This window comes from Rhodococcus sp. 3258, assembly GCF_031456475.1.
Lineage (GTDB): Bacteria > Actinomycetota > Actinomycetes > Mycobacteriales > Mycobacteriaceae > Rhodococcoides > Rhodococcoides fascians.
Window position 1 is genome coordinate 17926 of the sequence record NZ_JAVDUT010000012.1, and the last position, 25107, is coordinate 43032.

The 25107-nt window shown below is 64.1% G+C and carries 25 protein-coding genes and 1 pseudogene; 15 read left to right on the forward strand and 11 right to left on the reverse strand.

Annotated elements, in window-relative coordinates; all coding sequences use genetic code 11:
* Window positions 1-30: 30 nt before the first annotated feature.
* Both J2X62_RS23835 and J2X62_RS23840 read right to left on the reverse strand, forming a co-directional pair.
* On the reverse strand, window positions 31-858 hold the full coding sequence (locus J2X62_RS23835) for a CoA ester lyase (RefSeq protein WP_094623272.1): 828 nt from the start codon (window positions 856-858) through the stop codon (window positions 31-33).
* Window positions 855-1643, reverse strand: coding sequence for an IclR family transcriptional regulator (locus J2X62_RS23840; protein WP_032384779.1), 789 nt, complete (start codon window positions 1641-1643; stop codon window positions 855-857). Before J2X62_RS23840 ends, J2X62_RS23835 begins: the two co-directional genes overlap by 4 nt.
* A 211-nt stretch (window positions 1644-1854) precedes the next feature.
* On the opposite strand from J2X62_RS23840, the gene J2X62_RS23845 reads away from it, so the two are divergent.
* From J2X62_RS23845 to J2X62_RS23885, 9 genes are read left to right on the forward strand one after another with little or no spacing between them, the layout of a single operon-like run.
* Entirely contained in the window at window positions 1855-3075 is a 1221-nt protein-coding gene (locus tag J2X62_RS23845; protein WP_027497866.1) for an ABC transporter substrate-binding protein, read from the forward strand.
* Window positions 3072-4061: a branched-chain amino acid ABC transporter permease gene (locus J2X62_RS23850; protein WP_027497865.1), complete on the forward strand. Its 990-nt coding sequence runs from the start codon at window positions 3072-3074 to the stop codon at window positions 4059-4061. The genes J2X62_RS23845 and J2X62_RS23850 overlap by 4 nt, the downstream gene beginning before the upstream one ends.
* Window positions 4058-5101 carry a branched-chain amino acid ABC transporter permease gene (locus tag J2X62_RS23855; RefSeq protein WP_052056402.1) on the forward strand — a complete coding sequence of 348 codons (1044 nt, stop codon included), beginning with the start codon at window positions 4058-4060 and terminating at the stop codon, window positions 5099-5101. The genes J2X62_RS23850 and J2X62_RS23855 overlap by 4 nt, the downstream gene beginning before the upstream one ends.
* On the forward strand, window positions 5098-5820 hold the full coding sequence (locus J2X62_RS23860) for an ABC transporter ATP-binding protein (protein WP_027497863.1): 723 nt from the start codon (window positions 5098-5100) through the stop codon (window positions 5818-5820). Before J2X62_RS23855 ends, J2X62_RS23860 begins: the two co-directional genes overlap by 4 nt.
* Window positions 5817-6521: an ABC transporter ATP-binding protein gene (locus tag J2X62_RS23865; RefSeq protein ID WP_310183871.1), complete on the forward strand. Its 705-nt coding sequence runs from the start codon at window positions 5817-5819 to the stop codon at window positions 6519-6521. The genes J2X62_RS23860 and J2X62_RS23865 overlap by 4 nt, the downstream gene beginning before the upstream one ends.
* Window positions 6522-6534: 13 nt before the next feature.
* Window positions 6535-7167, forward strand: coding sequence for a hypothetical protein (locus J2X62_RS23870; protein WP_032369047.1), 633 nt, complete (start codon window positions 6535-6537; stop codon window positions 7165-7167).
* Window positions 7164-8528: an FAD-binding protein gene (locus J2X62_RS23875; RefSeq protein ID WP_310183874.1), complete on the forward strand. Its 1365-nt coding sequence runs from the start codon at window positions 7164-7166 to the stop codon at window positions 8526-8528. The genes J2X62_RS23870 and J2X62_RS23875 overlap by 4 nt, the downstream gene beginning before the upstream one ends.
* 27 nt (window positions 8529-8555) lie before the next feature.
* The gene (locus J2X62_RS23880; protein ID WP_310183877.1) at window positions 8556-10022 is read left to right on the forward strand and encodes a dihydroorotase family protein; all 1467 of its coding nucleotides are present in this window, start codon (window positions 8556-8558) and stop codon (window positions 10020-10022) included.
* Window positions 10019-11209, forward strand: a complete 1191-nt coding sequence (locus J2X62_RS23885) for a CaiB/BaiF CoA-transferase family protein (RefSeq protein ID WP_094718730.1) — start codon at window positions 10019-10021, stop codon at window positions 11207-11209. Before J2X62_RS23880 ends, J2X62_RS23885 begins: the two co-directional genes overlap by 4 nt.
* Window positions 11210-11249: 40 nt before the next feature.
* Here the strand turns inward: J2X62_RS23885 and J2X62_RS23890 are convergent, their stop codons facing one another.
* Both J2X62_RS23890 and J2X62_RS23895 read right to left on the reverse strand, forming a co-directional pair.
* Complete coding sequence (locus J2X62_RS23890; RefSeq protein WP_094652342.1) at window positions 11250-12176, reverse strand: ABC transporter substrate-binding protein; 927 nt, start codon at window positions 12174-12176, stop codon at window positions 11250-11252.
* A gap of 76 nt (window positions 12177-12252) precedes the next feature.
* Window positions 12253-14556, reverse strand: coding sequence for an excinuclease ABC subunit UvrA (locus tag J2X62_RS23895; RefSeq protein WP_310183879.1), 2304 nt, complete (start codon window positions 14554-14556; stop codon window positions 12253-12255).
* Between the two features lie 171 nt (window positions 14557-14727).
* Between J2X62_RS23895 and J2X62_RS23900 the strand changes: the two genes are divergently transcribed.
* Complete coding sequence (locus tag J2X62_RS23900; protein ID WP_310183881.1) at window positions 14728-15192, forward strand: hypothetical protein; 465 nt, start codon at window positions 14728-14730, stop codon at window positions 15190-15192.
* A gap of 4 nt (window positions 15193-15196) precedes the next feature.
* Here J2X62_RS23900 and J2X62_RS23905 read toward each other — a convergent pair whose 3' ends face one another.
* Window positions 15197-15736 carry a DUF2231 domain-containing protein gene (locus tag J2X62_RS23905; protein WP_222059792.1) on the reverse strand — a complete coding sequence of 180 codons (540 nt, stop codon included), beginning with the start codon at window positions 15734-15736 and terminating at the stop codon, window positions 15197-15199.
* Window positions 15737-15823: 87 nt separating this feature from the next.
* Between J2X62_RS23905 and J2X62_RS23910 the strand changes: the two genes are divergently transcribed.
* On the forward strand, window positions 15824-17320 hold the full coding sequence (locus J2X62_RS23910) for a fatty acyl-CoA synthetase (RefSeq protein WP_310183885.1): 1497 nt from the start codon (window positions 15824-15826) through the stop codon (window positions 17318-17320).
* A gap of 5 nt (window positions 17321-17325) precedes the next feature.
* On the opposite strand, the gene J2X62_RS23915 is transcribed toward J2X62_RS23910, so the two are convergent.
* The 3 genes and pseudogenes from J2X62_RS23915 to J2X62_RS23930 form a co-directional block, all read right to left on the reverse strand.
* Window positions 17326-18531: a DUF222 domain-containing protein gene (locus tag J2X62_RS23915; protein WP_310183888.1), complete on the reverse strand. Its 1206-nt coding sequence runs from the start codon at window positions 18529-18531 to the stop codon at window positions 17326-17328.
* A gap of 393 nt (window positions 18532-18924) precedes the next feature.
* Window positions 18925-19176 carry a DUF3253 domain-containing protein gene (locus J2X62_RS23925; RefSeq protein WP_228139420.1) on the reverse strand — a complete coding sequence of 84 codons (252 nt, stop codon included), beginning with the start codon at window positions 19174-19176 and terminating at the stop codon, window positions 18925-18927.
* Window positions 19177-19191: 15 nt separating this feature from the next.
* Window positions 19192-19380, reverse strand: a pseudogene (locus J2X62_RS23930) (DUF2256 domain-containing protein); the annotation flags it as partial.
* Between the two features lie 3 nt (window positions 19381-19383).
* On the opposite strand from J2X62_RS23930, the gene J2X62_RS23935 reads away from it, so the two are divergent.
* Entirely contained in the window at window positions 19384-19950 is a 567-nt protein-coding gene (locus tag J2X62_RS23935; RefSeq protein ID WP_310183890.1) for a peptide deformylase, read from the forward strand.
* A 24-nt stretch (window positions 19951-19974) separates the two neighbouring features.
* Here the strand turns inward: J2X62_RS23935 and J2X62_RS23940 are convergent, their stop codons facing one another.
* The gene (locus J2X62_RS23940) at window positions 19975-20307 is read right to left on the reverse strand and encodes a hypothetical protein (protein WP_032369107.1); all 333 of its coding nucleotides are present in this window, start codon (window positions 20305-20307) and stop codon (window positions 19975-19977) included.
* Between the two features lie 106 nt (window positions 20308-20413).
* Here J2X62_RS23940 and J2X62_RS23945 point away from each other — a divergent pair, with 106 nt between their 5' ends.
* Together J2X62_RS23945 and J2X62_RS23950 are read left to right on the forward strand one after the other, a co-directional pair.
* Window positions 20414-20827 (forward strand): DUF6992 family protein, encoded by a 414-nt coding sequence (locus J2X62_RS23945; protein WP_201247421.1) that lies wholly within the window; start codon window positions 20414-20416, stop codon window positions 20825-20827.
* A 142-nt stretch (window positions 20828-20969) separates the two neighbouring features.
* Complete coding sequence (locus tag J2X62_RS23950; protein WP_032369106.1) at window positions 20970-22238, forward strand: DUF4185 domain-containing protein; 1269 nt, start codon at window positions 20970-20972, stop codon at window positions 22236-22238.
* Here the strand turns inward: J2X62_RS23950 and J2X62_RS23955 are convergent.
* Together J2X62_RS23955 and J2X62_RS23960 are read right to left on the reverse strand one after the other, a co-directional pair.
* Entirely contained in the window at window positions 22201-22824 is a 624-nt protein-coding gene (locus tag J2X62_RS23955) for a hypothetical protein (RefSeq protein ID WP_032369036.1), read from the reverse strand. The genes J2X62_RS23950 and J2X62_RS23955 overlap by 38 nt on opposite strands.
* Complete coding sequence (locus tag J2X62_RS23960) at window positions 22821-23777, reverse strand: hypothetical protein (protein ID WP_230592876.1); 957 nt, start codon at window positions 23775-23777, stop codon at window positions 22821-22823. The genes J2X62_RS23955 and J2X62_RS23960 overlap by 4 nt, the downstream gene beginning before the upstream one ends.
* 319 nt (window positions 23778-24096) lie before the next feature.
* Between J2X62_RS23960 and J2X62_RS23965 the strand changes: the two genes are divergently transcribed.
* The gene (locus J2X62_RS23965) at window positions 24097-25077 is read left to right on the forward strand and encodes an ABC transporter permease (protein WP_032364425.1); all 981 of its coding nucleotides are present in this window, start codon (window positions 24097-24099) and stop codon (window positions 25075-25077) included.
* Window positions 25078-25107 lie beyond the last annotated feature (30 nt).

Consider the following 25107-nt stretch of genomic DNA (forward strand, 5'->3'; position numbering starts at 1 on the left):
CTCGGCTGGGCGGTGCAGTAGTTCGGCTGATTACGCGCGAGCCAGGACTTCCCGAGCTCCACGAACCACGGCTTCGTCGACGAATCGGCCGGAGTCGTCGACTGTCGGTCCTCCGTGAGCTGCGTCGTACAGCTCGAGCAACCTCCGAGCGGCGTTCACATCTTCGTCGGTGGGTGTGAGTGCGGCGTTGATGATGGGCACCTGGCTGGGGTGCAGTGCTGTTCGGGCTCGAAAGCCCATCTCGACAAACCGTGCGGTGGTGGTCTCGAAGCCGGCGAGGTCTCGAAAGTCCGTCGATGTGGGTGCGATCGGGGCTGCGATACCAGCTGCAGCGCAGTCGATCACGATGCTCGTGCGGATTCCGTCGATCACCGTCGCCGTGTCCTCGGAGCGGGTGATGCGCAGGTCTGCCAAGAGGTCGACCTCGCCTATCCCGAACGTGCGAATTCGGTTGCAGCGGGCCATCTCCGGCAAGGCACGCAGTGCGTGGGCGGTTTCGACGAGACCGATCAATTCGACATCGGGGAGCCCTCTCTCGGAGAGAATTCGGTCGGCATGGGTGAGCGAATCCACCGAACATTTTGCAACCATGATGCCGGTGATCCCCACCCTGCCTACCGCGTCGAGATCCTCCTCGAGGAATTCGGGGGTGACGCGAACCCATACTTCGGTGGCGGTCGGCTCTGTGATGTCGAGCCACTGCGCGACGTCGTGGCGAGCTCGTTCCTTGTACGGCAACGGAACTGCGTCTTCGAGGTCGATGATGACGGCGTCGGCCGCGCCTCGTACTGCCTTGTCGAACAGCTCGGGCTTGACCGCAGGAACATAGAGAAACGACCGGGCGGAGGACAGTGTCATCGGCTTGTACGAGCTTCCAGGATCTGGGTGATCGATGTCGCGGCGGCGACCACCTGGCGGGCATGAATCATGTGTTCGTCGTCCGCCGAGGACGAGTAGCGGAAGGCCGGACCGGACGAACTGACAGAGCCGAGTACATGTGCGGCCCCGTCGAAGAACGGTGCCGCAATGGAGGCAGCTCCGGTGTTCCGCTCGTTCGTGGAGGTGGCGTACCCATTGGTGCGGATGTCCTGAAGTCCTGCGTGGAAGCGACTTTCGTCGGCATCGGGGGAGTGTGCCCGCAGCTCTTGGAAGGCCTCCACCGCAAAGCGTTCGGGCAGGAAGGCCAATATCGCGCGGCTCGATGCTCCTGAGTGCAAGGCGTACTGGGGCCCGATCTCGACCACCATCTTCACCTCTTGCGGGCTCTCGTATTGGTCGAGGTACACGCGTCGATGCCCGACGAGGACCGACAGAGTTGCGGTCTCACGGGTTTGAGCGCGCAGGGAACGCAGGACCGGGGCAGCGACGGACCTGACGTCCAGCTGGCTCCACGCCTTGGTTCCGAGGCCGATAGCCGCAGGACCGAGGGCGTATGTCGACTCTCCCACGACCGGCTGCACGATCGAGCGTGACGCCAGCGATTGCAGGATTCGGTGCACGACGGCCTTGCTCAGTTCGAGTCTGCGTGCGATCTCCGAAACCCCCAGGGCCCGATCGGATTGTGCGAAAGCAATGAGCACATCGGCGACACGATCTGCCGACTCCGTGCCCGTCGATGTTTCCAGTACCGGCTTGCTGACCATGTGTGTCACCTTTCGGATGTTCCAGCGTTCCGCTGGGCGAACCATACCCGTAACAAGAATTTGACGAAAGGTCCTGTTCTGAGCGCGTGATGCATGACATACTCGGTTCCAGCGAGAAAAGTCATCAATCTGATGGTGCGCTCAGCGGAACGATCGAGTTCCGCCCTCTTGTTCGACTCGGCGCCGGTGGGTGCGGAAGGCAGACACAACAATGAAGAAGCTCGTAGGTGTGCTGACAGCGGTTGCGGTCGTGGGTGCGGCAGCGTGTGGATCCTCATCGGGTTCGGACGATTCGGGGCCGATCAAGATCGGCTCGGTGCACCCCACCACCGGTGCGCTCGCCGGTGTGGGTGGTCTGATGAACGACGGTGCAGCGCTGGCAGTTTCCGACATCAATGCGGCAGGCGGCATCGCTGCCCTCGACGGGCGGTCACTCGAACTGGTGTCCGGTGACAGCCAGGGCAAGGCCGAAGTCGGCCAGAGCGAGGCACAACGCTTGATCGACGACGGTGCCGTGTCCCTCGTCGGTACGTACCAGAGCGACGTGACGCAGAACGTCGCGTCGGTCGCCGAACGGTCTCGTGTGCCCCTGGTCATCGACGTCGCGGTGGACGACAAGATTCTCGAACAGGGTTACCAGTATTCGTTCCGTATGCAGCCGAATGCCTCGAGCATGGGCACCGACGGTGCCAAGGCGCTCGCCGCGATCGAGGAGCAGACCGGCCAGGCCATCGACAGAGTGTCGTATCTGCACATCGAAGGCTCGTTCGGCGACAGCGTCTTCGACGCCTTCGAGGCCGAAGCAGCAAATCAGGGAATCTCCTCCGTGCAGGAAATCACCTATCCGGCAACGAACTTCTCGGACGCGACCACCCAGGTTCGGGAGGCAGCCGTGTCCAATCCCGATGTCATCGTCGCCACCGGTTACTACCCGGACGGGTTGTTGATCGCTCGCGCGGTCGAGCAGTTGAACCTGAACGTCAAGGGCGTGTACGGAATTGCCAACGGCGCGTTCGACGACAGCTCCTTCCCGAGCGATGCCGGTGCTGCCGGCGCAGGCGTTCTCAGTGCCAATTACCACTTCGATGCCACCAGCGACCGCGTCACCGACATCCGTGCACGCTTCGAGGCTCAGTACGGGCGACCCATGGAAACGGCAGCGATGTTGTCCTACCAGGCAGTCGAGGTTATCGCGGCCGGCTTGGAAGGCGGCGCTTCGACCGACCCCGAGGATCTGCGGGACGCGATTGCGGGCGTCTCGATCGAGGATCCGTTGCTCGCGTTCAGTGGGCCGATCGAGTTCGACGAAACCGGTGAGAACAAGAACGCGACCGTCATCGTCACCCAGGTACGCGACGGTGCGATCGCCCAGGTCTTCCCCGAAGAGTTCGCAACGGACGCAATCGAGTTCCCGGTAGGGGCGGGACAATGACGTCCACGGCCCCCACCGTCGACAAGGCGGGAAAGCGCGGACTCTCGGGTCTCGGCCCCGGTGCTCCCGTGCTGGCCGCGATCGTCGTCGTCATGGCGGTCATCTATTTCGTCGGTGGTAAGGACCAGGGACTGGTCACCCAGGCGGTCGTCTCCGGTCTGCTGCTCGGCGGCGTCTACGCATTGATCTCGGTCGGGTTGACGCTCATCTTCGGCGTTCTCGGCATCGTCAACTTCGCCCAGGGAGCGATGCTGACGATGGCCATGTACATCGTCTACGCCTTGTCCACGGCAGGCCTTCCGGTCTACGTTGCGACACTCGTGGCGGTTCCGCTGATGTTCGTCTTCGGCATGATCGTGCAGGCGACGTTGCTGACCAAGCTGACGATCAGCGGGAGCCACGACGGCCCGCTGCTGGTCACTCTCGGTCTGTCGCTGTTGATCATCAACGTGCTGTTGATGATCTTCGGCGGACGTCCACAGTCGGTGCAGGCACCGATCGACGGATCGCTGAACGTGCTCGGGGCCGTCGCATCATGGCCACGTGTGGTGGCGTTCATCGGTGCTGCGCTCGTCGCCGTTGCGTTGACCGCCGTGTTGAAGCGGACGCCGCTCGGCTTGTCGATCAGGGCAGTTGCGTCGAACTCGGAGGGGGCCAAGCTCGTCGGCGTCGACATCGGCCGGGTCTACGCTCTCACCTTCGGAATCGGCGCGGCCTGTGTGGCTGTGGCCGGCGGATTGATGACGCCGTTCACCAGCCTCACACCGTCGGTCGGCGAGCAGTTCACGATTCTGGCGTTCGTCATCGTCGTTCTCGGCGGACTCGGCAGCGTCGTCGGTGCCGTGGTCGGCGGGCTGATCATCGGGCTCGTGCAGACGGTCGGCGCGCTCTACCTACCCGGAACGGGGTCGCTGATCCTCGTGTTCGCGGTGTTCGTCCTCGTCCTGTTTCTCAAGCCCGAAGGATTGTACGGAGCTCGCCGATGACAACGACCGGTACCGCACCCACCCCGGTGCACGACGATTCACGACTGAAGGACACGTGGCTTCGTCGCCAACTGATCACGCTGGCAATAGGATTCGTCGTCGTCGCGGCATTGCCGTTGATGCTGGGCGAGCAGGCGCAGACGGTGGCCGTCCGCACGTTGATCTTCGCGATCATGGCAGTGGCCTGGAACATCATGAGCGGCTTCGGCGGCATGTTCAGCTTCGGCCACGCCGCGTTCTTCGGCATCGGTGCGTACACCGGTGCGTTCCTGCTCGTCGAACACGATGTGTCGCCGTGGATCTCGATGATCGTGGCCGCGTGTATAGCCGCTGTGGTGGGCACACTGATCGCCTATCTGTGCCTGCGTTACCGGCTTGCCGGTTCGTACTTCGCGCTGGCCACGTTCGCCTTCGCTCAGATGTTCCTGCTGTTGGTGCAGAACCTGGAGGTCTTCAACAAGACCGAGGGCTTCAATGTGCCGATCCTGCCTCGTGATTCGTGGTGGATGCTGCAATTCGAGAAGGGCAGCGCCAACTACCTCTGGATCCCGTTGGTGATACTTGCTCTCGCAGTTCTCGGCACCATCTTCTACACGCGTTCTCGTGCAGGCCAGTTCGTCCAGGCCACCCGCGACGACGAGACAGCCGCAGCATCGCTCGGTATCGACACGATGAAGTATCGGCTGATCGCCGTCGCGGCGAGTTGTGCGCTGACCGCCGTCGCCGGCGTCTATTACACGCAGTACTACTTCTTCGTCGGCCCCGAGCAGGCCTTCGGCTCGGCGGTATCCGTCGAAGCCATCGTGCCGGCGGTCATCGGCGGAATCGGAACGATCTGGGGTCCGGTGATCGGTGCCGCCGTCATCGGGCCGCTGTCCGAGTTGATCAACCAGTTGCTCAGAAATCCGCCGCAATTCCTCGAATTCCTGCAAGGAACAATCGGTTTGGACGTCGCCGCCTACTCGGTGATCCTGATTCTGATCGTGATCTTCCTGCCCAAGGGAATCTTCGGGACAATCCGTGAGAGGTGGAACCGATGAGCCTGTTGAGCATCGAGAACCTGAGCAAGTCCTTCTCGGGAATCCACGCGGTACGCGAGGTCAGCCTCGACGTGCCCGAGCACGAATTCCTCGGCATCATCGGCCCCAACGGGGCAGGTAAGACGACGCTGTTCTCCCTGCTGTCGGGTGAGCAGCCCCCGACAGCAGGCCGAGTGATCTTCGACGGAACGGATATCACCGGATGGCCGGCGAGCAAGATCGCGCGGGCCGGTCTGGTTCGTACGTTCCAGTTGATGCGCCCCTTCGAGTCGATGTCGGTACTCGAGAACGTCACTATTGCCGCACTGTCGAAGCGTAAGTCACGCAAAGATGCTCGACGCCACGCGCTCGAGGTGCTCGACCGGGTCCAACTGTCGGATCAGGTCGGCGGCAAGGTCTCGACCATGTCCACGGCGGGGTTGAAGCGACTCGAACTCGCGCGGGCTCTCGCGATGGAGCCGCGGGTCGTCCTCCTCGACGAAGTACTGGCCGGGCTCGTCCCCGCCGAGCGCGCACCCATGATCGAGCTGTTGCGCAGCGTGCATCAGCAAGGTCAGACGGTGATGTTCGTGGAGCACATCATGGCAGCGGTGATGGCGTTGTCCGAGCGTTTGGTCGTCATGCACGAGGGCGCTGTGTTGACCTCGGGCGACCCGCGCACTGTCGTCGCCGACGAACGAGTCGTCGAGGCCTACCTCGGTGAGGAGAAGACCGCATGATGCTCGAAATCGACGACCTCCACGCCGGCTACCGCAGGCTGGAGATTCTGCACGGACTGACGCTGGGGGTCGACAAGAACGAGATCGTCTCGCTCATCGGTGCCAACGGTGCGGGTAAGACGACGACGCTACGTGCGTTGTCCGGCCTCGTCACCACGTCGGGTGGCCGAATCATGTTGGACGGAAACCCCATTCACGGCATGCGTGCCGATCGAATCGTCAAGGCGGGTCTGGTCCACGTGGCGCAGGACCGCGCGCTGTTCGGTAGCCTCTCCGTAGCCGAGAACCTCGAGATGGGTGCCTACTCGCAGAAGCACGGAACCGTACCCTCGTCGTTGGATTCGGTCTTCGAGTTGTTCCCCATCCTCGCCGAACGCCGGGAACAACGCGCCGACACCATGTCCGGTGGGCAACAACAGATGTTGGCCATCGGACGAGCCATGATGGCCCGTCCCCGGGTGCTGACGCTGGACGAACCGTCCGTCGGACTGGCACCGAAACTCGCCGCGGAGGTTCTCGACGCTATCGTGCGCATCCGCGACTCCGGCGTGACGGTGCTGATAGTCGAACAGAACGCCGCGCAGGCACTGGCGATCTCCGATCGCGCCTACGTGATCGAGAGCGGCTCGATCGTGTTGACCGGCAGCGGTTCCGAACTGGCACACGACGAACGCGTCAAAGCGGCGTACCTCGGCATTTAGGAGCCCCACGCACATGCACCTCTTGGCTTTCACCCCGATCGACGTCGACTCGGCCGAACTGGCTCGTCGGCAGCGTCGGTACGACCAGTTGGCCCCGTCCGGCGTCACTGTCGAACTCCGCAACATCGGACCCGACGCGCCCGATGCGCTCGACACGGAATTGGACATCAGACGTTCCGAGGATGTCCTGTCTGCGGCCTTTCATGCTCTACGCGACACCGAAGCAGACGGCTTCCTGCCCGACTGCGTGCTGGATCCGTGCGCAGAGGAAGCGGACTCGTTTGCTGTACCCCTGTACGGATTGACTCGACTGACCGCGTCGTTCCACGCGTCCCAAGGAAGCCGCATCGGCGCTCTGGCCCGAAACGAGGCCATCGCCGCCGAACTGGACCGCAGGCTCGGCTTCTATGGACTCGTCGCCGAGGCCACTGTTGTTCTGGGACTGGGTGTTCACGACATCGCCGATACTCGGGCGTGGGGACGAGCAGTGTCCGAGCACGCGCGCGAGTTGCACTGCGACGTCGCCATCAACGCCTGTTCGGCAGTCGACCTGACGAATCCTCCGGTGTCTCCGTGGGTAGTGGACCCCACAGCAACGGGGCTACGACTGCTGGGACTTCGCAGCGAATTGAAGGTCCTCGCATGAGCGCGGAGGGCCCCGATCTCGTCGTTGCAGGTGCGGGCGGCGGACTCGTCGCGGCGCTCAGGGCTGCCCAGCTCGGTCTCGACGTATTGGTGGTCGAGGCGAGCGAACACTTCCGGCGCGGCAACAACACGGCGATGTCCACCGCGATGATCCCGGGCGCGGGCTCGCGGTGGCAACGCGACGCGGGAATCGACGACTCACCGCAGCAGTTCGTCGACGACGTGATGCGCAAGACCAAGGGCACAGCCGACGCTCGGTTGGCCACGGCGCTTGCCGACGTCAGCGCTCCCTTGGTGGAATGGTTGGCAGATCATCTGGATCTTCCGCTGGCGTTGGTGACCGACTTCGCGTACCCGGGGCACTCCCGATTACGTTGTCACACAGTCGAAGGCCGACACGGTAGCGCGATGCTCGATCACCTCGCCCGCGCTGTGGCGGCCGAGCCTCGGATCGACATGCTGGTTCCGGCGCGCCTCACCGATGTGTCGGTCGACCTCGACGGTGGAGTGGACGCGGTGACTGTCACGCTGCCCGACGGCAACACCGAGGTCATCCCTACTCGCGCAGTACTGTTGGCCACCAACGGATACGGCGCGAACGAGGCTCTCGTGGAGCAGCACGCTCCGGAAATATCGTCGGCGCGGTACCACGGCAGCGAGCACTCCACCGGAGATGCTCTCGCCATCGGGCGCAAGCTGGGAGCGGATGCGGCGTACCTCGACGCCTATCAAGGGCACGCGGCACTGTCGAAGAAGGCGACGACGCTCGTCGGCTGGGCCACTGTGATGCACGGCGGAATCGTGCTCGACGCAACGGGCCGCCGATTCGGTGACGAAACCACCGGCTACTCCGAATATGCCGCCGCTCTCGCGGCTCGGCCCGGATCCGAGGGCTGGGTCGTCATCGACAGGGAGGTCTACAACAAGTGCCTGTCGTTCAAAGACTTCGAGCAGACGGTGGCCTCCGGTGCGGCAGTGTGGGCCGATGACGCTGCAACTCTGGCCGACGCGACCGGCCTGCCGGCCGAGGCGGTGGCAGAAGAACTCGCGGCTGTGGCAGGGTATGCACAGGGCGACGTGCCGGATCCGTTCGGCCGCAGCTCTTTCGGGCACACCCTGACCGAACCGTACGCGGCCATCAAAATCGTCCCCGCGTTGTTTCACACGCAGGGCGGCCTCGTCGTCGACGAGAACGCGCGAGTACTGCGGCCCGACGGGTCTGCAATCGACGGACTGTTCGCCTCCGGCGGTGCGGCAATGGGCATTTCGGGCCACGGGGCCGCCGGTTATCTGGCGGGCAACGGGTTGTTGCCCGCGCTCGGGCTTGCGTACCTCGCGGCCAGTTCTCTCACAACTTCCTAACTAGTGAAAAATCTCGAAAGGACAATCATGTCAACGTTGTTGATCACCAACGCCCGAGTCGTGCGACCGGGATCGGCCGCTCCCGACGAGGGGGAGTTCCTCGACCTTCTCATCGAAGACGGCAAGTTCACCCGCATCGAAGCGGGAATCGATGCTGCCGGAGTCGATACGGTCATCGACGCCGCAGGCAAGGTTGCGTTCCCCGGTGTGGTCGACGCGCATCAGCACTGGGGTATCTACAACTCACTCGGTGAGGACGCCGAAATCGAGTCGCGGGCCTGCGTGCAGGGCGGCGTCACCACCTCGCTGTCCTACATGCGTACCGGGCAGTACTACATGAACACCGGCGGCTCCTACGCCGACGTCTTCCCGACCGTGCTCGAGGCCACCGAGGGCCGACCGTACGTGGACTACGCCTACCACCTGGCACCGATGTCCAAGGGTCACATCGACGAAATCCCGGCACTTATCGCCGAGCACGGCGTCACCTCGTTCAAGATCTTCATGTTCTACGGCAGCCACGGCCTGCACGGCCGCTCGACCGACCAGAGCCAGTTCCTGATGACGCCCAAGGGTGAGCGTTACGATCTCGCGCACTTCGAGTTCGTCATGCGCGGAATTCAGGCTGCGCGAGAACAGTTCCCGGACAAGGCCGATCACATCTCGCTGTCGCTGCACTGCGAGACCGCCGAAATCATGAGTGCGTACACCAAGATCGTCGAAGAAGAAGGCACATTGCAAGGCCTGGCCGCCTACAGCGCGTCACGGCCACCGCACTCCGAGGGCCTCGCCGTCACGATCGCGTCGTTCCTGGCCGACGAGACGCAGCTGCCGAACATCAACCTGCTGCACCTGTCCTCGCGCAAGGCGCTGACGGCGGCAATGCGGATGGCGAAGGCCTTCCCGCACGTGAACTTCCGTCGTGAGGTGACCATCGGGCACCTGTTGGCAGATATCGACACCGCCTACGGGCTCGGCGGCAAGGTCAACCCGCCGTTGCGTCCTCGAGACGACGTCGAAGCGTTGTGGGAGCACCTGCTGGCCGGCGATATCGACTGGGTTGTCAGCGATCATGCGTGCTGCAAGGACGAGAAGAAGTTCGCCGAGGACCGCGGCGACATCTTCGCCGCTAAGTCCGGCTTCGGCGGGGCCGAGTACCTGCTCCCCGGTTTGGTCAGCGAAGGCCGCAAGCGCGGGCTGAGCTGGCGCCGGATCGCCGAGCTCACGTCCCTCAACCCGGCGTTGCGCTACGGCCTGCCGGGCAAGGGCGACATCGCCGTCGGGATGGATGCAGACCTCGCGCTGGTCGACCCCGATCACACCTGGACCGTGAGCCCCGAAGACTCCGAGTCGGCCCAGGAATACACGCCGTTCCAGGGCTTCGAACTCGGTGCCAAGGTGACCGACACGTTCGTCCGCGGACAGCGTGTGCTTGCTGACGGTGCCGTCTCCGGCGCGCCCGCCGGTCGCTACCTGCACCGCCCGTACCTGTGACGGGGCCGCTCGAGGGCGTCAAGGTACTCGATATCTCGACGATCCTCGCCGGGCCGCTCGTCGCGCAGATCCTGGGTGATTTCGGTGCCGAGGTTATCAAGATCGAGCACCCGACGAAGCCCGACGGGATGCGGGGACACGGTCTGGACAAGGACGGACACCCGCTGTGGTGGACGATGATCAGCCGCAACAAGCGGACGATGACGTTGAATCTCGGCAACGAGCGCGGAGCGGAGATCTTTCGGCGTCTCGCGGCAGAGGCCGATGTGGTGGTCGAAAACTTCCGGCCGGGCACACTCGAGCGCTGGGGGCTGGGATACGACGTCCTGTCCGAAGTGAACCCCGGCCTGATTCTGTTGCGTGTCACCGGTTTCGGGCAGACCGGGCCGTATTCCACCAGGCCCGCATTCGGAACACTCGTCGAGTCGATGAGCGGCTTCGCCCACCTGACCGGTGAAGCCGACGGCCCGCCGACGCTCCCCGCATTCGGGCTCGCCGATTCCCTCGCCGGAATAGCGGGCTCGTCGGCGGTGTCCATGGCATTGCTGCATCGCACCAACAACGGCGGCAAGGGGCAGGTCATCGACCTCGACCTGTTGAGCCCGATCATGGCCGCGGTGGGCCCGGGCGTCATCTACGCCGACCAGTTGGGTATCGACCAGGAGCGCACCGGAAACAGGTCCAGCAACAACGCACCACGCAACCTGTACAAGACGGCGGACGGCCATTGGCTGGCGATCTCCACGAGCGCCAATTCGATAGCCGAACGCGTCCTGGTGCTGGTGGGTCACCCCGAGGTGCTCGACGAACCCTGGTTCGCGACCGGCCGGCAGCGCGCCGCGCACGCGGATTTGTTGGACGATTACGTCGGGGGCTGGATCGCCGAGCGGACGCGGGACGTCGTCATCGACGAGTTCGAGAAGGCAGGTGCTGCAGTCGCTCCCGTGTACAAACCCAGCGAACTGCTGTCGGATCCGCAGGTCAATGCCATCGAGATGGTGACGACCGTGGAAGACGACGATCTGGGGCCGGTCCGTATGCAGAATGTCATGTGGCGGATGGGCGGTAGCCCCGGCCGAATTCGGCACACCGGTCGACGGCACGGGGCCGATACCGACGTCGTACTGTCCGAACTCGGCTGTACGGCGGACGAGATCGAGGCCATGCGACGCGACAGCGTGGTGTAGATCGATCCCGCGGTAGCGGGTGTCGGAACGCCGCGGCGGGTCAGGCGGGGAGCTGTCGAATCACCGAAGCGACGGCCTCTGCCTGGTCTGCGATACGAGGGCCCCATCGACTCGACAGGTCCTCGTCCATCGGGAAGATCCGGCCGTCGCGGACGGCGGTCATCGACCCCCAACCCGGTCGCGACGAGACGGAAGCGGCTGTGACGCCACAGCATTGGGCGTCGGCAAGAAACACCACATCCGGGTTCGACGTGATCACGGCCTCGGCGGCGAGCTGCGGGTAGTCGCCGGCATCGGAACCGTCGGCGATGCTGGTGAGTCCGAACAGACCGTAGATCTGCCCGACGAAGCTCGCACTCGTCACCGTGTACAACGTGTCGTCGAGTTCATGGAAGTACGTCAGCGGCGCCTCGCGGGTCGGGACGCTCGCGACGGCCGCATCGATCCGGGCACGAGTCCGGGACACGACGGCATCGCCGTCGGCGTCGTGGCCGGTGGCGTCTGCGACGCGCTCGATCTGCGAGTAGGCATCGTCGATGCTCGTCGCGGCAGGCAGCACCAGCGTCGGAACGCCTGCCTCGGCCAGTGTCGACGTCACGAGGCCCAGGTCGGTGGAGGCGATCACCAGATCGGGGTCGTACGCCACGATCGCTTCGAGGCTCGGGGTGAACGCCGACAACCCTGTCTTCGGAGCATCGGCGGGGAAGTCCGATTGATCGTCCACGGCGACCACCTGGTCGCCCGCCCCGACGGCGTACAGCGTCTCCGTCGCGGTCGGGCTCAGCGACACGATCTTCTGTGGAGCAGCGTCGATGGTGACCGAGCCGCCGTCCGAGCCGGACGTGATCGTCCTCGGAAACTCGCCACTCGCCGCGGGTGCCGGATCGGCGGCGGGTGGCGCGTCCGTTTCCGTGGTGCTGCATCCCGCCGCTACGAGCGCGACGACCGCGAACCCGGCTGAGATCATTCGTGCCGATCGACGCTGCACTGCCACTCCTGTGTTGTCCGGTGTCTCTTCGGACGCCAACACTATCGGGGAGCGGTCAACGCCCCAGGCTCCGTGCCAAGTACCTACCGGTGTGAGTGTCCGAGGCCACCAGCTCGTCGACCGTCCCGGTGAACGTGATCAGCCCGCCGTTGTGGCCGCCGTCGGGACCTAGATCGATGATGTGATCCGCCGCGGCGACGACGTCGAGGTTGTGTTCGATGACGATCACCGACCTGCCCTCATCGACCATCCCGGACAGCAACGCGATCAAGTTCGACACATCCGACGGGTGCAGACCTGTCGTCGGTTCGTCGAGCACCAGCACCGAAGACGACCCGATCAGCTCGGTGGCGAGTTTGAGACGTTGCCGTTCGCCGCCGGACAGGGACGACAAGTTCTGACCGAGCGAGAGGTAGCCGAGTCCGACGTCCCGGCAGCGGCGCAGAATGTCTCGAATCTTCTTGACCTCGAAGAAGTCCTGCGCATCCCCGACGGACATCTCGAAGATGTCGGCGATGCTGACGCCGTCGACGGTGTGCCGGATTGCCCCGGAGCGAAAGCGCCTGCCCTGGCACGTCTCGCAGGTACTCGTCACGGGATCGGTGAATCCGAGTTCGGTGAAGATGACACCGCTGCCCTGGCAATCGGGGCACGCGCCGTCCGAGTTGGGGGAGAACAGCGACGGCGGTTGCCCGGTCTTCTTGGCGAAGTACGCGCGGATCGGATCGAGCAGACCGGTGTAGGTCGCAGGGGACGAACGGCGTGAGCCCCGGATCGGTGCCTGGTCGATGACAACGGCGTCGGGCGCGGCCTCGCGCAGGTGTCCGTGGATGAGGCTCGACTTTCCGGAACCGGCGACACCGGTGACGGCTGTCAGTACCCCGAGCGGGATGTCGACGCTGACGTCGCGCAGGTTGTGGGTGGTGGCACCGGAGATACTCAGCCAGCCCGAAGGCGCACGGGGACTGCGTATCTCGGCGTCATCACGCCGGAGCGCAGAGCCGGTCCTGGTGTCGGCTCGGCGGAGCTCGTCGAAGGTTCCCTCGAACACCACTGTGCCACCGGACTTTCCGGCACCCGGTCCGATCTCGACGATGCGGTCGGCGATGGCCATCACCTCGGGGTCGTGCTCGACGACGAGGACGGTATTGCCCTTGTCGCGCAGCGCGAGCAGCATGTCGTTCAGGCGGTGGACGTCGCGAGGATGCAAACCGGTCGTCGGTTCGTCGAAGACATAGAGCATGTCGTTCAGCGTGGCTCCGAGGTGACGAACCATCTTGATGCGCTGGGATTCACCTCCCGAGAGCGAGGACGTCGCACGGTCCAGGCTGAGATACCCGAGACCCAGGTCGACGAGCCTGGTCAACTGCGTGACGATTTCGGCGGTGACGGAGTGCAGGCCCTTGATGTCCCATTGTTCGATACGGTCGGCGAGTTCGGAAACCTGCATGGCGAACGCGTCGGGCAGGGACAGTCCTTCGAGAGTGGCACCGCGGATGGTGTCGTTGTAGCGGGAACCGCCGCAGGCCTCGCAGACGCCGCGCGTGACGATGCGCTCGAACGCGGCTTTCGCCTTGCCCTTGAGCGCATCTGCGTCCTTGGCGAGGTAGCTTCGCCGGAACCTGGACACAATGCCCTCGTAGCTCTTCATGACGGCGTCGGGATTGGTCACCTCGACCTCACCGGGCTTGGCGTCGAAGAAGAGGTGACGCTCGCGCGCCGAGTACTGCTCGATCGGGACGTCGAGATCGAACAGGCCCGAGTCGGCGAACACCCGGTACGGCCATTTGCCGACCTCGAAGTCGGGATGCTTGAACGGGCCCTCGCGCAACGACTTCGACTCGTCCACCAGTTCGCCGAGGTCGACGACCTTTGCCTCGCCGAGCCCCTCGCATTCGAGACACATTCCGGCGGGGTCGTTGAACGAGAAGGCGTTGGCGTAGCCGATGCTCGGCGTGACGGCGCGGGACCACAGCATGCGCAGCCAGTCTCCGATGTCGGTGATGGTGCCGACCGTCGACCTCGGGCCACCGAACAGTCGCTTCTGATCGACGATGACGACGGCCGACAGGTTCGCGATCAGGTCAGCATCCGGTCGGCCGTAGGACGGCAGAAACGTCTGCGCGAACGCGGTGAACGTGGAGTTGATCTGCCGCTGTGCTTCGGCAGCGATGGTGTCGAACACCAGTGACGACTTGCCCGACCCGGAGACGCCGGCGAACACGACCAATGAGCGTTTCGGCAGATCCAGGTCGACGCCGCGCAGGTTGTTCTCTCGGGCTCCACGCACGACGATCGTGGACAGTTCTCGTTCGGGTGTCGTTCGTTCGTCGGCAATCATCGGCTGGACTGCGTTCATCGCTTTGGCCACCTTTCGCTGCCCCGACGTTGGTTCGCCCTGGGCCGACGCAGTTTACCGTACAGCGTACGGAAACGGTGTGAGACGCTTCCGAAGTAACAGACTCCTTGGTCTGGCGATGTCATATGGGCATCGACCGACGGTGAGCGTCGGTCCTACCGAGAGGCTTTCATGTCGAGCAATACCCGGTTCACCGTGCGATCGGCCATCGTGCTTGCGATGTCCGCTGTGGCCCTTGCGGGCTGCGGATCGGATAGCCCGAGTGAGTCCGATGTCCGAACCGAGGTCCGTACGGTCACGGTCGAGGCGACCGCAGCCGCGCCGACCTCGGCCGCCATAACCGGTGCCCCAAGTGCCGCCGCGTCCGAGCCGGTCGTAACCCAATCGCCCGCGCCGGAGCCGGTCCTCGTTGCCATGCCTCCGGTTGTGTGTATGAATCTGCAGTCAGCGCAGAACGCGATACAGGCGGCCGGTGTCTTCTACTCCCGCAGCGCTGACGCGTCGGGGGAGGGCCGTATGCAGGTCAACGATTCGAACTGGATTGTCGTCGAACAGGATCCGGCTCCCGGCGTCCTCATCGGCGAGGGCGAAGCCGTGTTGTCGGTGGTCAAGATCGGAGAACCGAACAACTGTTGACGGGTCAGCTCGGCAGGCGGTGTCGAGCTTCGGACTCGGCCTCGCTGCCGGGGGTGCTGTAGGCGAGGTGCCCGCCGATGAGTCCACCGAGTCCTGCGGCTGCGAGGCCGGCCGCCGCCAGAGCTTTGGCGACTCCGTCGGTCTGCTTCCGCCGACGGAGGTAGGAGCCCAGAAAGAGGAACACCCCGGTTGCGTTCGATGCCGCGTGGATGATGCCGACCCGACGCTGAACAGTGTTCATCGTCGACCAGTCGGCCCATCCGGTCGCTATCGCCGGCGGCGCGGACGCGAGACCCAGCGCGACGACAATTTTGGCCGCCCTGGACTGGTTCTTGACTAGATCGAGCGCGACGGCGCTGGTCCAGCTGCCGATGGTCACCGTCACCAGCGCAGGGTGGATGGGGTGCCCGATCCACCGGCCGTGCAGCGCTGATCCGACGGCACTGTCCGCTACCGCACGTGCAAGTACGCCATGGATCGCGTCGCTGGGTCCGTCGAGAAACGAGGCAGTCTCGAGACTGTCGAGTGCTTGTTTGATTGTCATGCAACACCGAATGCCCCGTCATCGGCGAGCGAACCATCGACACCGAAGTCGAGGCGAGAAGCTTGGACGTCCTATAACGTCGTTGGCATGACGAACGGCACCCGAGTCAGCACCGTCGACGGCGTTCTGCGCAGGTCGGCCGCGAAATTTCCCGACCGTCCGGCTGTGACGTTCGAAGGCCGCAGCCATAGCTACCGCGAACTGGACACCGCCGTGACGCGAGCCGCCCGTCGGTTGATTGCGATGGGCTTGAACAACGGTGACCGGGTGGCGGCGTACGGCGTCAACTCCGACGCGTACGTGGTGGCATTTCTTGCCTGTGCGCGAGCAGGATTGGTGCACGTGCCCATCAACTACGCACTTGTGGGCGACGAGCTGCTGTATCTGCTCGATCAGTCGGGCGCACGGGCAGTGCTCGTCGACCCGGAATTGTCGAACACGCTCGATTCCGTTCGGAGCGGCACAGACGTCGAATTCGTGGTGTCGCTTCCGGATCTGCTCGACGCTGCTGGGGATGATTCGGTCCTCAAGCCGGCCGCGGACTCCGCGGACCTGGCGCAGTTGCTCTACACCTCCGGCACGACGTCGAAACCCAAGGGCGCGATGATGTCTCACGGCGCGCTCGTTGCCGAGTACGTCTCGTGTGTGATCGCTCTGGGGTTCACCCGAGATGACGACCCGCTGTTGGTGATGCCGATGTACCACTCGGCGGGGATGCACGTGTTCATGCTGCCGTATCTGTCGGTCGGGGCGACCGTGCGACTGATGCGCAAGCCCGACGTCGCGGAGATTCTGCGGCGGATCGAGGACGAGAAGATCAAGTCGTTGTTCCTGGCACCGACGGTGTGGGTTCCGCTCGCCAATCATCCCGACCTCGATACCCGCGATCTCTCGTCGCTGAAGAAGGCTCAGTACGGGTCGTCGATCATGCCCGTCACCGTGTTGACCCGGCTGCGTGAGCGATACCCGGACATCGAGTTCTACAACTGCTTCGGGCAATCCGAAATCGGTCCGCTGGCAACGGTTCTGCAGCCGTCCGAGCACGAGGCCAGACCGGCGTCGTGTGGTCGTGCGGTGTTCTTCGTCGAGACACGCGTCGTCGACGCGGACGGTAACGATGTGCCGGACGGTGAGCCCGGTGAGATTCTCTACCGCTCGCCTCAATTGTGCGACGGTTACTGGGACAAGCCGGAGGCGACGGCGGAAGCGTTCTCGGGTGGGTGGTTCCATTCGGGTGATCTGGTGACTCGAGACGCCGAGGGGTTTATCACGGTCGTCGACCGGATCAAGGACGTCATCAACACGGGCGGAATTCTGGTTGCTTCTCGTGAGGTCGAGGACGCGATCTACACCCACCCCGCCGTTGCCGAGGTGGCGGTCATCGGGACTCCGGACGACAAGTGGATCGAGGCGGTGACTGCTGTCGTCGTGCTCAAGGACGGAAGTCAGGTGTCGGCGCAGGAGTTGATCGACCACGTGAAGGGCAGGATCGCGCCGTTCAAGGTTCCGAAGACCGTCACTTTCCTGGACGAGTTGCCCCGCAACCAGAGCGGAAAGTTGCTCAAACGCGCGTTGCGCGCCTGAGTTGTTCAGGCGGCTCGCTGTTTTCGTCGGTGGTAGCTCGGGAGGGGTTGCTGTTTGGGGTCGACGGATTCGGGTGGGATGGCGTACGGGTGTCCGTCGTCGCCCATGAGCAGTTGCCAGTCGCCGTGATGGACGAGGCGGTGGCATTCTCCGCAGACCAGCGCGAGGTTGTTCAGGTCGGTGTGGCCGCCGTGTTCCCAGAATTTGATGTGGTGGGCTTGGCACCACTGGGCTGGGCGGCCGCACATGACGCAGCAGGTGTCGCGGATGGTCAGGGCGATGCGTTGGTCGTCGCTGGCGAGTCGTGTGGTTCGTCCGAGCGCGAGTGGTACGCCGTGGTGGTCGACGATGACCGGGGTCAGGTCGGCGTCGCAGGTGACGAGTTCGGCGAGGAAGCGGCTGATGGGGCCGGTCCAGTCGAGGTGGAACGGCCAGTCCGCGTCGCCCGGCTTGGGGACAGGCTTCTGCCCGCCGTTCCTGTCACCGCCACGACGGGCCGCGGCATCGCTGCGAGGACCAGCGTCGCCCGGCTCGGACACAGATTCTTGCCCGGCACCACCACATCCGGATGTCGCATCGCCGCGATCAGCGATATCCCCTCGAGCCACTCCATCCGAATGCGAGCCGTTGCTGTCGCCGCCGTTCGAGGAGCTCTTCGCGACCGAACCCGTGTCGACCGAATCCGTTGCAGTGCTACCCGTTTGCTTGTTGCCACCGTGGGCGAGCAAGTCCCGCAGGGCAACGATCAGGTGCACCGACGCCCGCGACCCGCCCGCCGACCCACGGGTGCTGCCGCGGAGGTGTCGGTCGAGGATCTGATCTAGTGCATCGGCCCGGCGCTTCGACGGGCTGCGTGGGTCGCGCTCCCCGCCGGGACCGGGCCGAGGTGCCGTCAACGGCGACAGAGCGGTGAGAAGCTTCTCGGCGAGCAACCGGTCGATGTCGCCACCGAACTGGAAGCGGCCGTTGGCCAGAGGGTGCAGGTCGAACCGGTTCAGTGCCGGGTTCTCCGACACCGGTCGCGGTGCAGGTGTCGGCGGAACAGGCTCGGGTGCAGGCGGTTCCGGATCCGGTGTCGGGTCGCCGTGTCGGTCGGAGGACGTGGCGGTGTCGGCGGCGCGACGCTCCTGTTCCCGCTGTTCCTGCTCTCGGCGTTGTTTCTCGGCTTTCGCGTGTCGTGCCCGGGCGTCGTCCGCGGCCGCATGCGCCAAAGCCTGCGCGCGTCGGGTCGGCCACCAGGACGACGTCGTAATCCCTCGGCGATGGCGGCGGCGTGCGCGGCATGGATGCGGCCATCAGCGAGGGCGTCGAGCACGGTGGGGTGATCGAACAGCCAGTAGCCCAGTGCGTTCTGGCGGGCGGCGGATCCGTCCGTGATGCGCACCGACTTCGCGTACCAGCGGGTGACGGACGAGTGCCCGAGTTTCATCGCCAAGCCGCGGCGGTCGATCTCGGCGAGCAACGTCAATCTCTTTGCTGCGAGAGCGTTTTCGAGTGAAGCCACGTCAGCAAGCTCGGAGACCAACTCCTGGTCTCCGAGCCCGAACACATCCCCCCATGTCTTCACACCACGAAAGCTATACCCACCCACCGACAGGTTTCCGTCAACGCTTCCAGCGGATCCGGATCGGTCCTTTTGCGGTCGAGGGATCTATGACCGACCCCTTCTGGGTGATCTCGACTTCGCCGGCGTCGACCATACGTCGGGCCGCGCGGCGAACGGGCTCCATCAAGTCGCGCCAGGCGTCGTCGGACAGAGCTCGTGCCACATCCGAGGGGCAGATCGTGGCGTCGCGTGATCGGGCGTCGAGCAAGGATCGGATTTTGTCTTCGAGTTCCTTGTCGGTTGCACTCACTTTGCGCCGCCGGCAGGTGTCGCTGCAGTACTTGACGTCATCCCAGTTCTTCTCCCATTTCTTGCGCCACTCGATCCGCCGACCGCACGACGCGCAGACCTTGTCTGCGGGGTGCGCGGTGGAGGTACGACGGGAGTGGGCCACAGATCGACAGTAACCTCGTTGCCCGGGGCTCCGCCGCTCTCGGAGCGAAACTATCCTCATCTCATGGCGATTCGACCGATCCTGGTTGCCGGGGATCCCCGGCTGACAACTCCGGCCGCACGCGTGACGGTGTTCGATGACGAGCTCGCAACGCTGGTCGAGGACATGTTCGAGACCAATACTGCTGCACCCGGTGCGGGTCTGGCGGCCAACCAAATCGGCGACCCACGTTCGGTCTTCGTCTACGACCTGCGGGACGGCGGGGTCCGTCACCGCGGACACGTGATCAACCCGGTGCTCGAGACCTCTGGAATTCCGGAGACGATGCCCGACCCGGACGACACCGAGGGATGTCTGTCCGTGCCGGGGGAGCTGTTCCCGACCGGGCGTGCCCACTGGGCTCGTGTGACAGGTGTCGATGTGGAGAACAACCCGGTGACGGTGGAAGGCACGGGCTATCTGGCGCGGTGTCTGCAGCACGAGTCCGACCATCTGGCCGGGCTCCTCTACCTCGACCGCCTGCTCGGCCGCCACCGACGTGCGGCGAAGAAGATGATCAAGGAAAGGGGGTGGGTCGGGCCGGGCACCAGTTGGTTGCCTGGGGCCGACGCGCATCCGCTCGGGCTGTAATCGCGGCTGTGCCTTATTCGACTGTCAGAACGGGTTGTAGACGTAGAGCATTCGGTAATCCCATTCCGACGATCCGGCCGGAATGCGGATGTCGGTGAGCGCGTGGCCGTTCTGAGTGCACCAGGTGCGGGCATGGAACGAGGAACAGTCGATTTGTCGTGTGGTCCCGAATGGGCTGATGATCAGCGACTTCTCGCTCGCGCTGCCGTAGGCCGCGGGGTCGAATGCGTTGACGAAGCTCGAAGTGGAGTCTTTGGGGCCGAACGGGTTGTCGTCGGGCACCGCGGATGCCGTCGGTGCCGCGACCACCGCTACGCCGATCGTCAGTGCAGCGCCTGCGAGGATCTTCTTCAGCATGGTGACTCCGTTCGTTTCGAGCACGAATACCCGGTGCTCGATGATCGGCAGCAACGGACCGCGCGTTACGTGCCACCTTCGGTGTCGGGCCCGGCACACTGGAGCGATGACTCGTATGGAAGCTCCCGCCGTCGCCCAACTACTCGGTCGGCGTCTCGCCGTGTGGGGCGGTGTGAGTGTGCTTGCCGGAACGGTGTTGGCGGTGCGCGGCTCGTCGCCTGCCCGTCGTGCATTCGGCCAGCAGACCGCGGGTTGGGGTGCGATCGACGTGGCGATCGCAGGGGCGGGAGCGCTCAACTCCTCGGTCCCGACGTCGAAGAGTCTGAGCAAGTTGCTGTGGATCAATGCGGGGCTCGATGTTCTCTATGTCGCGGCCGGTGCGCACATCGCCGTCCGGAAGCCCAGCTTCGGCCGTCGAATCACCGCTGACCAGGCGATCGGTCACGGAACGGCGGTCGTCGTGCAGGGCGCTGCGCTGCTCGCACTGGATACGACTCACGCGCGCATGATTGCCGGCTAATCACACGAGTGTCATTCTCGCCGTAGGCGTTTTGTCAAGTACCAACACGCCCGATTTGTTGCGCGATCAGTAGATTTGCGTAACACTCGTCCCATCAGTCACATCAGTATCGTGGGTCACACGGGAAACGGTGGGTTCGTCCATGCGTGTACGTAGTCGGCAGATCGCGGTCGGGGCTGTCCTGGCACTGGCAGCGAGCGGACTCAGCGCTCTGACCGCGCCCACCGTGTCGGCCGAGCCGTGCGGCGGCCTCGGTGGGCCGGGCTCCTCACCGCTGTTCGGTTCGTCGGGCAGCGCAGGAATGTCGGGCAAGAACCCGCAGGGCCCGCAGGGTCCTCTGCCGCGCATCACCGGCAATACTCAGAGCATCGCCTGGGTCACCGGTCCGCAGAGCGTGAACGACACCTACGACAACCTGGCGATGTCCGGAACCGACCTCGGTATCACCTGGGACAACGGAGCGGGCCAGATCTTGATGGCATTCGGTGACACGTTCGGTGATTGCTCCTCCGGCAATGCCCAGTGGCGTAGCAATGCACTCTTCCGCTCGGACAAGGCGTCGACGAACCTGTCGCAGGGCATCACGATCGGTCCGGCCGACCCCGCGAACACCACCTCGGGTGCGGTTGTCAGAGCGAACAATCCGCGTTACGCCGCCGAGATCATCTCGAGCGCAAAGCTACCGAGCGTCGAGGACACGACCATCCCCACGGCCGCTATCGCGATCGGCAGCACCCAGTACATCAACTACATGTCGGTGCAGAGCTGGGGCACACCCGGTCGCTGGATCACGAACTACTCGGCGACGGCCAAATCGACCGACAACGGCCAGAATTGGACGACGGATCCCAAGACGATCCGCGTCAACAAGGGTGTCACGATCCCGGGCTTCACCAACGTCCACGAAAGCCAGGGCAAGTTTCAGCAGAGCGCCTACGCTCTGGGACAAGACGGTCGGTACCTGTACCAGTTCGGTACTCCCAACGGACGATTCGGCGACGCGTTCGTCTCCCGAGTCGCGCCCGATCAGATCGAGAATCTCGACGCGTACGAGTATTCGACGCAAGATCCCGATCCGGCCAAGCAATGGTCCAAGAACGTCGGCGATACCGTGGCCGTAGTGAAGGGCCCGGTCAGCGAGATGTCGGTGGCGTGGAACGACTACCTCGGCCGGTACGTCATGATGTACGGCAACGAGAACAACCGGACGCTGGTGGCGCGCACGGCGGAAAACCCGGAGGGGCCGTGGAGCGAACCGAGGACGATTCTCGACGCCAACCAGACGGCAGGCGGCATCTACGCGCCGTTCATTCACCCGATGTCGAGCGGAAAAGACCTGTACTTCACGGCTTCTCGGTGGTCCGATTACAACGTCATGCTTCTGAAGACGAACCTCGACGCGTTGAAGTGACGCGTCCGGCGGCAGCGTCGAGGTAGGCGTCGGCGTCCATGTCGACTCCTGCGGACAGCAGTCCACGCCGGATCGTCGAGAGATACTTGCTCGACGGTTCGCCGTGCTCTCGCACGATCGAACTCGTCAGTGTGAACGCGGGCAGTCCGTCGATTTCCGGAAGCCGTAGCAGCGCATCGTATTTCCCTCGGTAGGCTTCACCTCGGCGGTCGATGTCGAGTGTGGCCCACTCGCCGATGCTCAGTGATTCCACAGCCGAGATATCGACGGAATCGACCACGTTCTCCACCGAGGCGACGTGCGCCAACTGCACACTGTCGATCAGGTATCCGTGTACCAGCGACGGATACGCGGGATCGGTGTTCAGCGACACGAAGGCCGACGCCCCGGTCCACCGTCGGGACACGCCTGCGAAGTAGAGGGCGTGATCGATCCACAACCAGCGTTCCGCCTCGACCGCTGCCGTCGAGGGTGCCGGTGGATGTGCCCCGAACTCCGAGCCGTCCTCGGAGCCCGTCAGGTAGACGGAGAACCTCTCTCGCAACAGGTTCGAGCCGTATGCGACGTACCAGAGGCGGTCGGTCACTCGGCCTCGAACAGCTGCCGGTATGCCTCGGCGAGTAGGTCGGCCGCGAGATCGTTGTTGTGTGCCGCTGCGCCCGTTGAGTTTCCGGACCGCATCAGCCGCGCGTTGAGGCCGTACGCGAGATCGTCGAACGTGTCGTCGTCGATGCCGAGATCGACATCCACGTCTTCTTCCAGCAACGCGCCGAGGTCGATCGACCACGACCACACCCGTTCGTCTCGGTACGGCCCACGTCCGGCGCTGACGGTTTCGTTGGAGACCTCGAGCTGCTCGTCGGTCCGGTCGCGCGGAACGTTGGTGTTGATGCGCAGGTCGAGTTCGATCGTGTCGTCGTCGTGCACGATTTCGTCGACTCGCAGGGTCTCGAAGCCGCCGCACGTCAGCGTCAGCAATCGTCGCGGACCGGTGTCGTCCTGTACGTCGGACAGAGCGGTTGTCTGCCACAGGTATTTCGCGGTGTTGGCCGGGTCGGGGATCGACGAGTTGATGTAGTCGGCCACGATGCTGCGGATGGCGGGGTACGCGATGTGGTCGGACAGTTCCCAGAACTGGCGACGACTGCGTCCCACGGCCGCGTCGAGGAGCGTCGTGCGCTTGGCTCGTTCTTTGGGCAGTGCCGTCTTCACTCCCGGAGCTTCGCCGATCGCGGTGGGCTCCGACGGGCGTTGTCGCAGTGGGTGGAGCTGGGACACGAGATCAGTGAGCTGCTGCAGACGATCTGCGGCACCGGGTGCAACCTCGAGGGCCTCGATGTCGGGCCATATCTCGCGGTCGGCATTCACTCGGGCCGCGAGTGATTCGGAGTAGCCCACGAAGGCCGCGTTGTCTGCGAAATGCAGAACGTAGAGTCCGTTTCGGTAGTCCTTGGCGGCGAAGATCGTGGCAATGGCCCCGGAATCGGTCATGTCGAAGCGTTCGAGAGCGAATCCGTCGGGTGTGGAATCTGTCGGCATGGCACTGAATCTACCGACGCGTGCGAGCACCGCCTATTCGTCTCCTGTCCGCATTGTCGCGAATGCGTTCTGTGAGCCGATGAATTAGGCGACCCTACGACAGCCAGGTCGTCAGACTCGTTCTGCGACCGATGATTCCGCATTGTCCGAAGTGTCGGTAAGAGTTTCGCAACCGTCATCGAAATACGAATTCCTGGTGCTATCTTGAGGATTGTCCGTTTCCACCGCTAACGAAACACGCAGGAAACAAGCGGTGTGAACAATGCCGAGAGCAGTGCCGTCGGGCACGGCCGTGGTGCTCGATGGAAGGTGGTTGCGCGTGGGCGGTTATCTTGCACGCAGGTTGCTGAATTACGTCGTCCTGCTGATCATCGCGACGTTTCTCACGTACTTGCTGGCCTCGCTCACGTTCGATCCACTGTCGAATCTGCTCAGCCGCAACCCGCCGCCGTCGGATGCTGTACTCGACGCCAAGCGCGCGGCACTGCACCTCGACGACAATCCGGTGTTGCGGTATCTGAAATGGCTGTGGGCGGTACTGCACGGAGACTTCGGGCAGACCATCGCTGCAGGCTCGGTCAACGACGAACTGTGGCGACGCATCCTGGTCTCGCTGCGGTTGGTCGTGCTCGGCACCGTCCTCGGTGCGGTACTGGGAACCCTCGTCGGCGCGTACGGTGCCGTCCGGCAGTACAAGATCTTCGACCACGTCGCAACGGTGGTGACGTTCATTCTCATCAGCACCCCGATCCTGGTTTTGGCCCCGGTGCTCAAGTACCTTGCTGTGCAGGTCAATCAGAGCACCGGCAGTCAGTTCTTCCAGTACACCGGCGAAACGTCGACGACGCTCGCCCCCGGTCTGATGAACGAAATTGTCGACCGCGCACAGCATCTGCTGCTGCCGACCGTCGTCTTGATGCTGTTCACCATCGGTGGGTACAGCCGGTACATGCGCAGTTCGATGCTCGACGAGCTGAACATGGACTACATCCGTACTGCCCGCGGCAAAGGGCTCACGCGCGGGCGCGCAATCTTCAAGCACGGCTTCCGTACTGCGTTGATCCCGATGGCCACACTGTTCGCATTCGGTATGGGTGCGGTGATCACCGGCGCGACGTTCACCGAGCGCGTGTTCGGCTGGTACGGCATGGGTGACTGGCTGATCTACGGCATCACCAGTCAGGACATCAACATCACGCTCGCGGTCTCGCTCTTCACTGCGCTTTCGGTCCTGGTTTCCGGAATGTTGACCGATATCTTCACTGCTGCTTTGGATCCGCGCGTTCGCTACGCGGACTGACCCGCCACTTCGAGTAGAGGAAAGGACCGG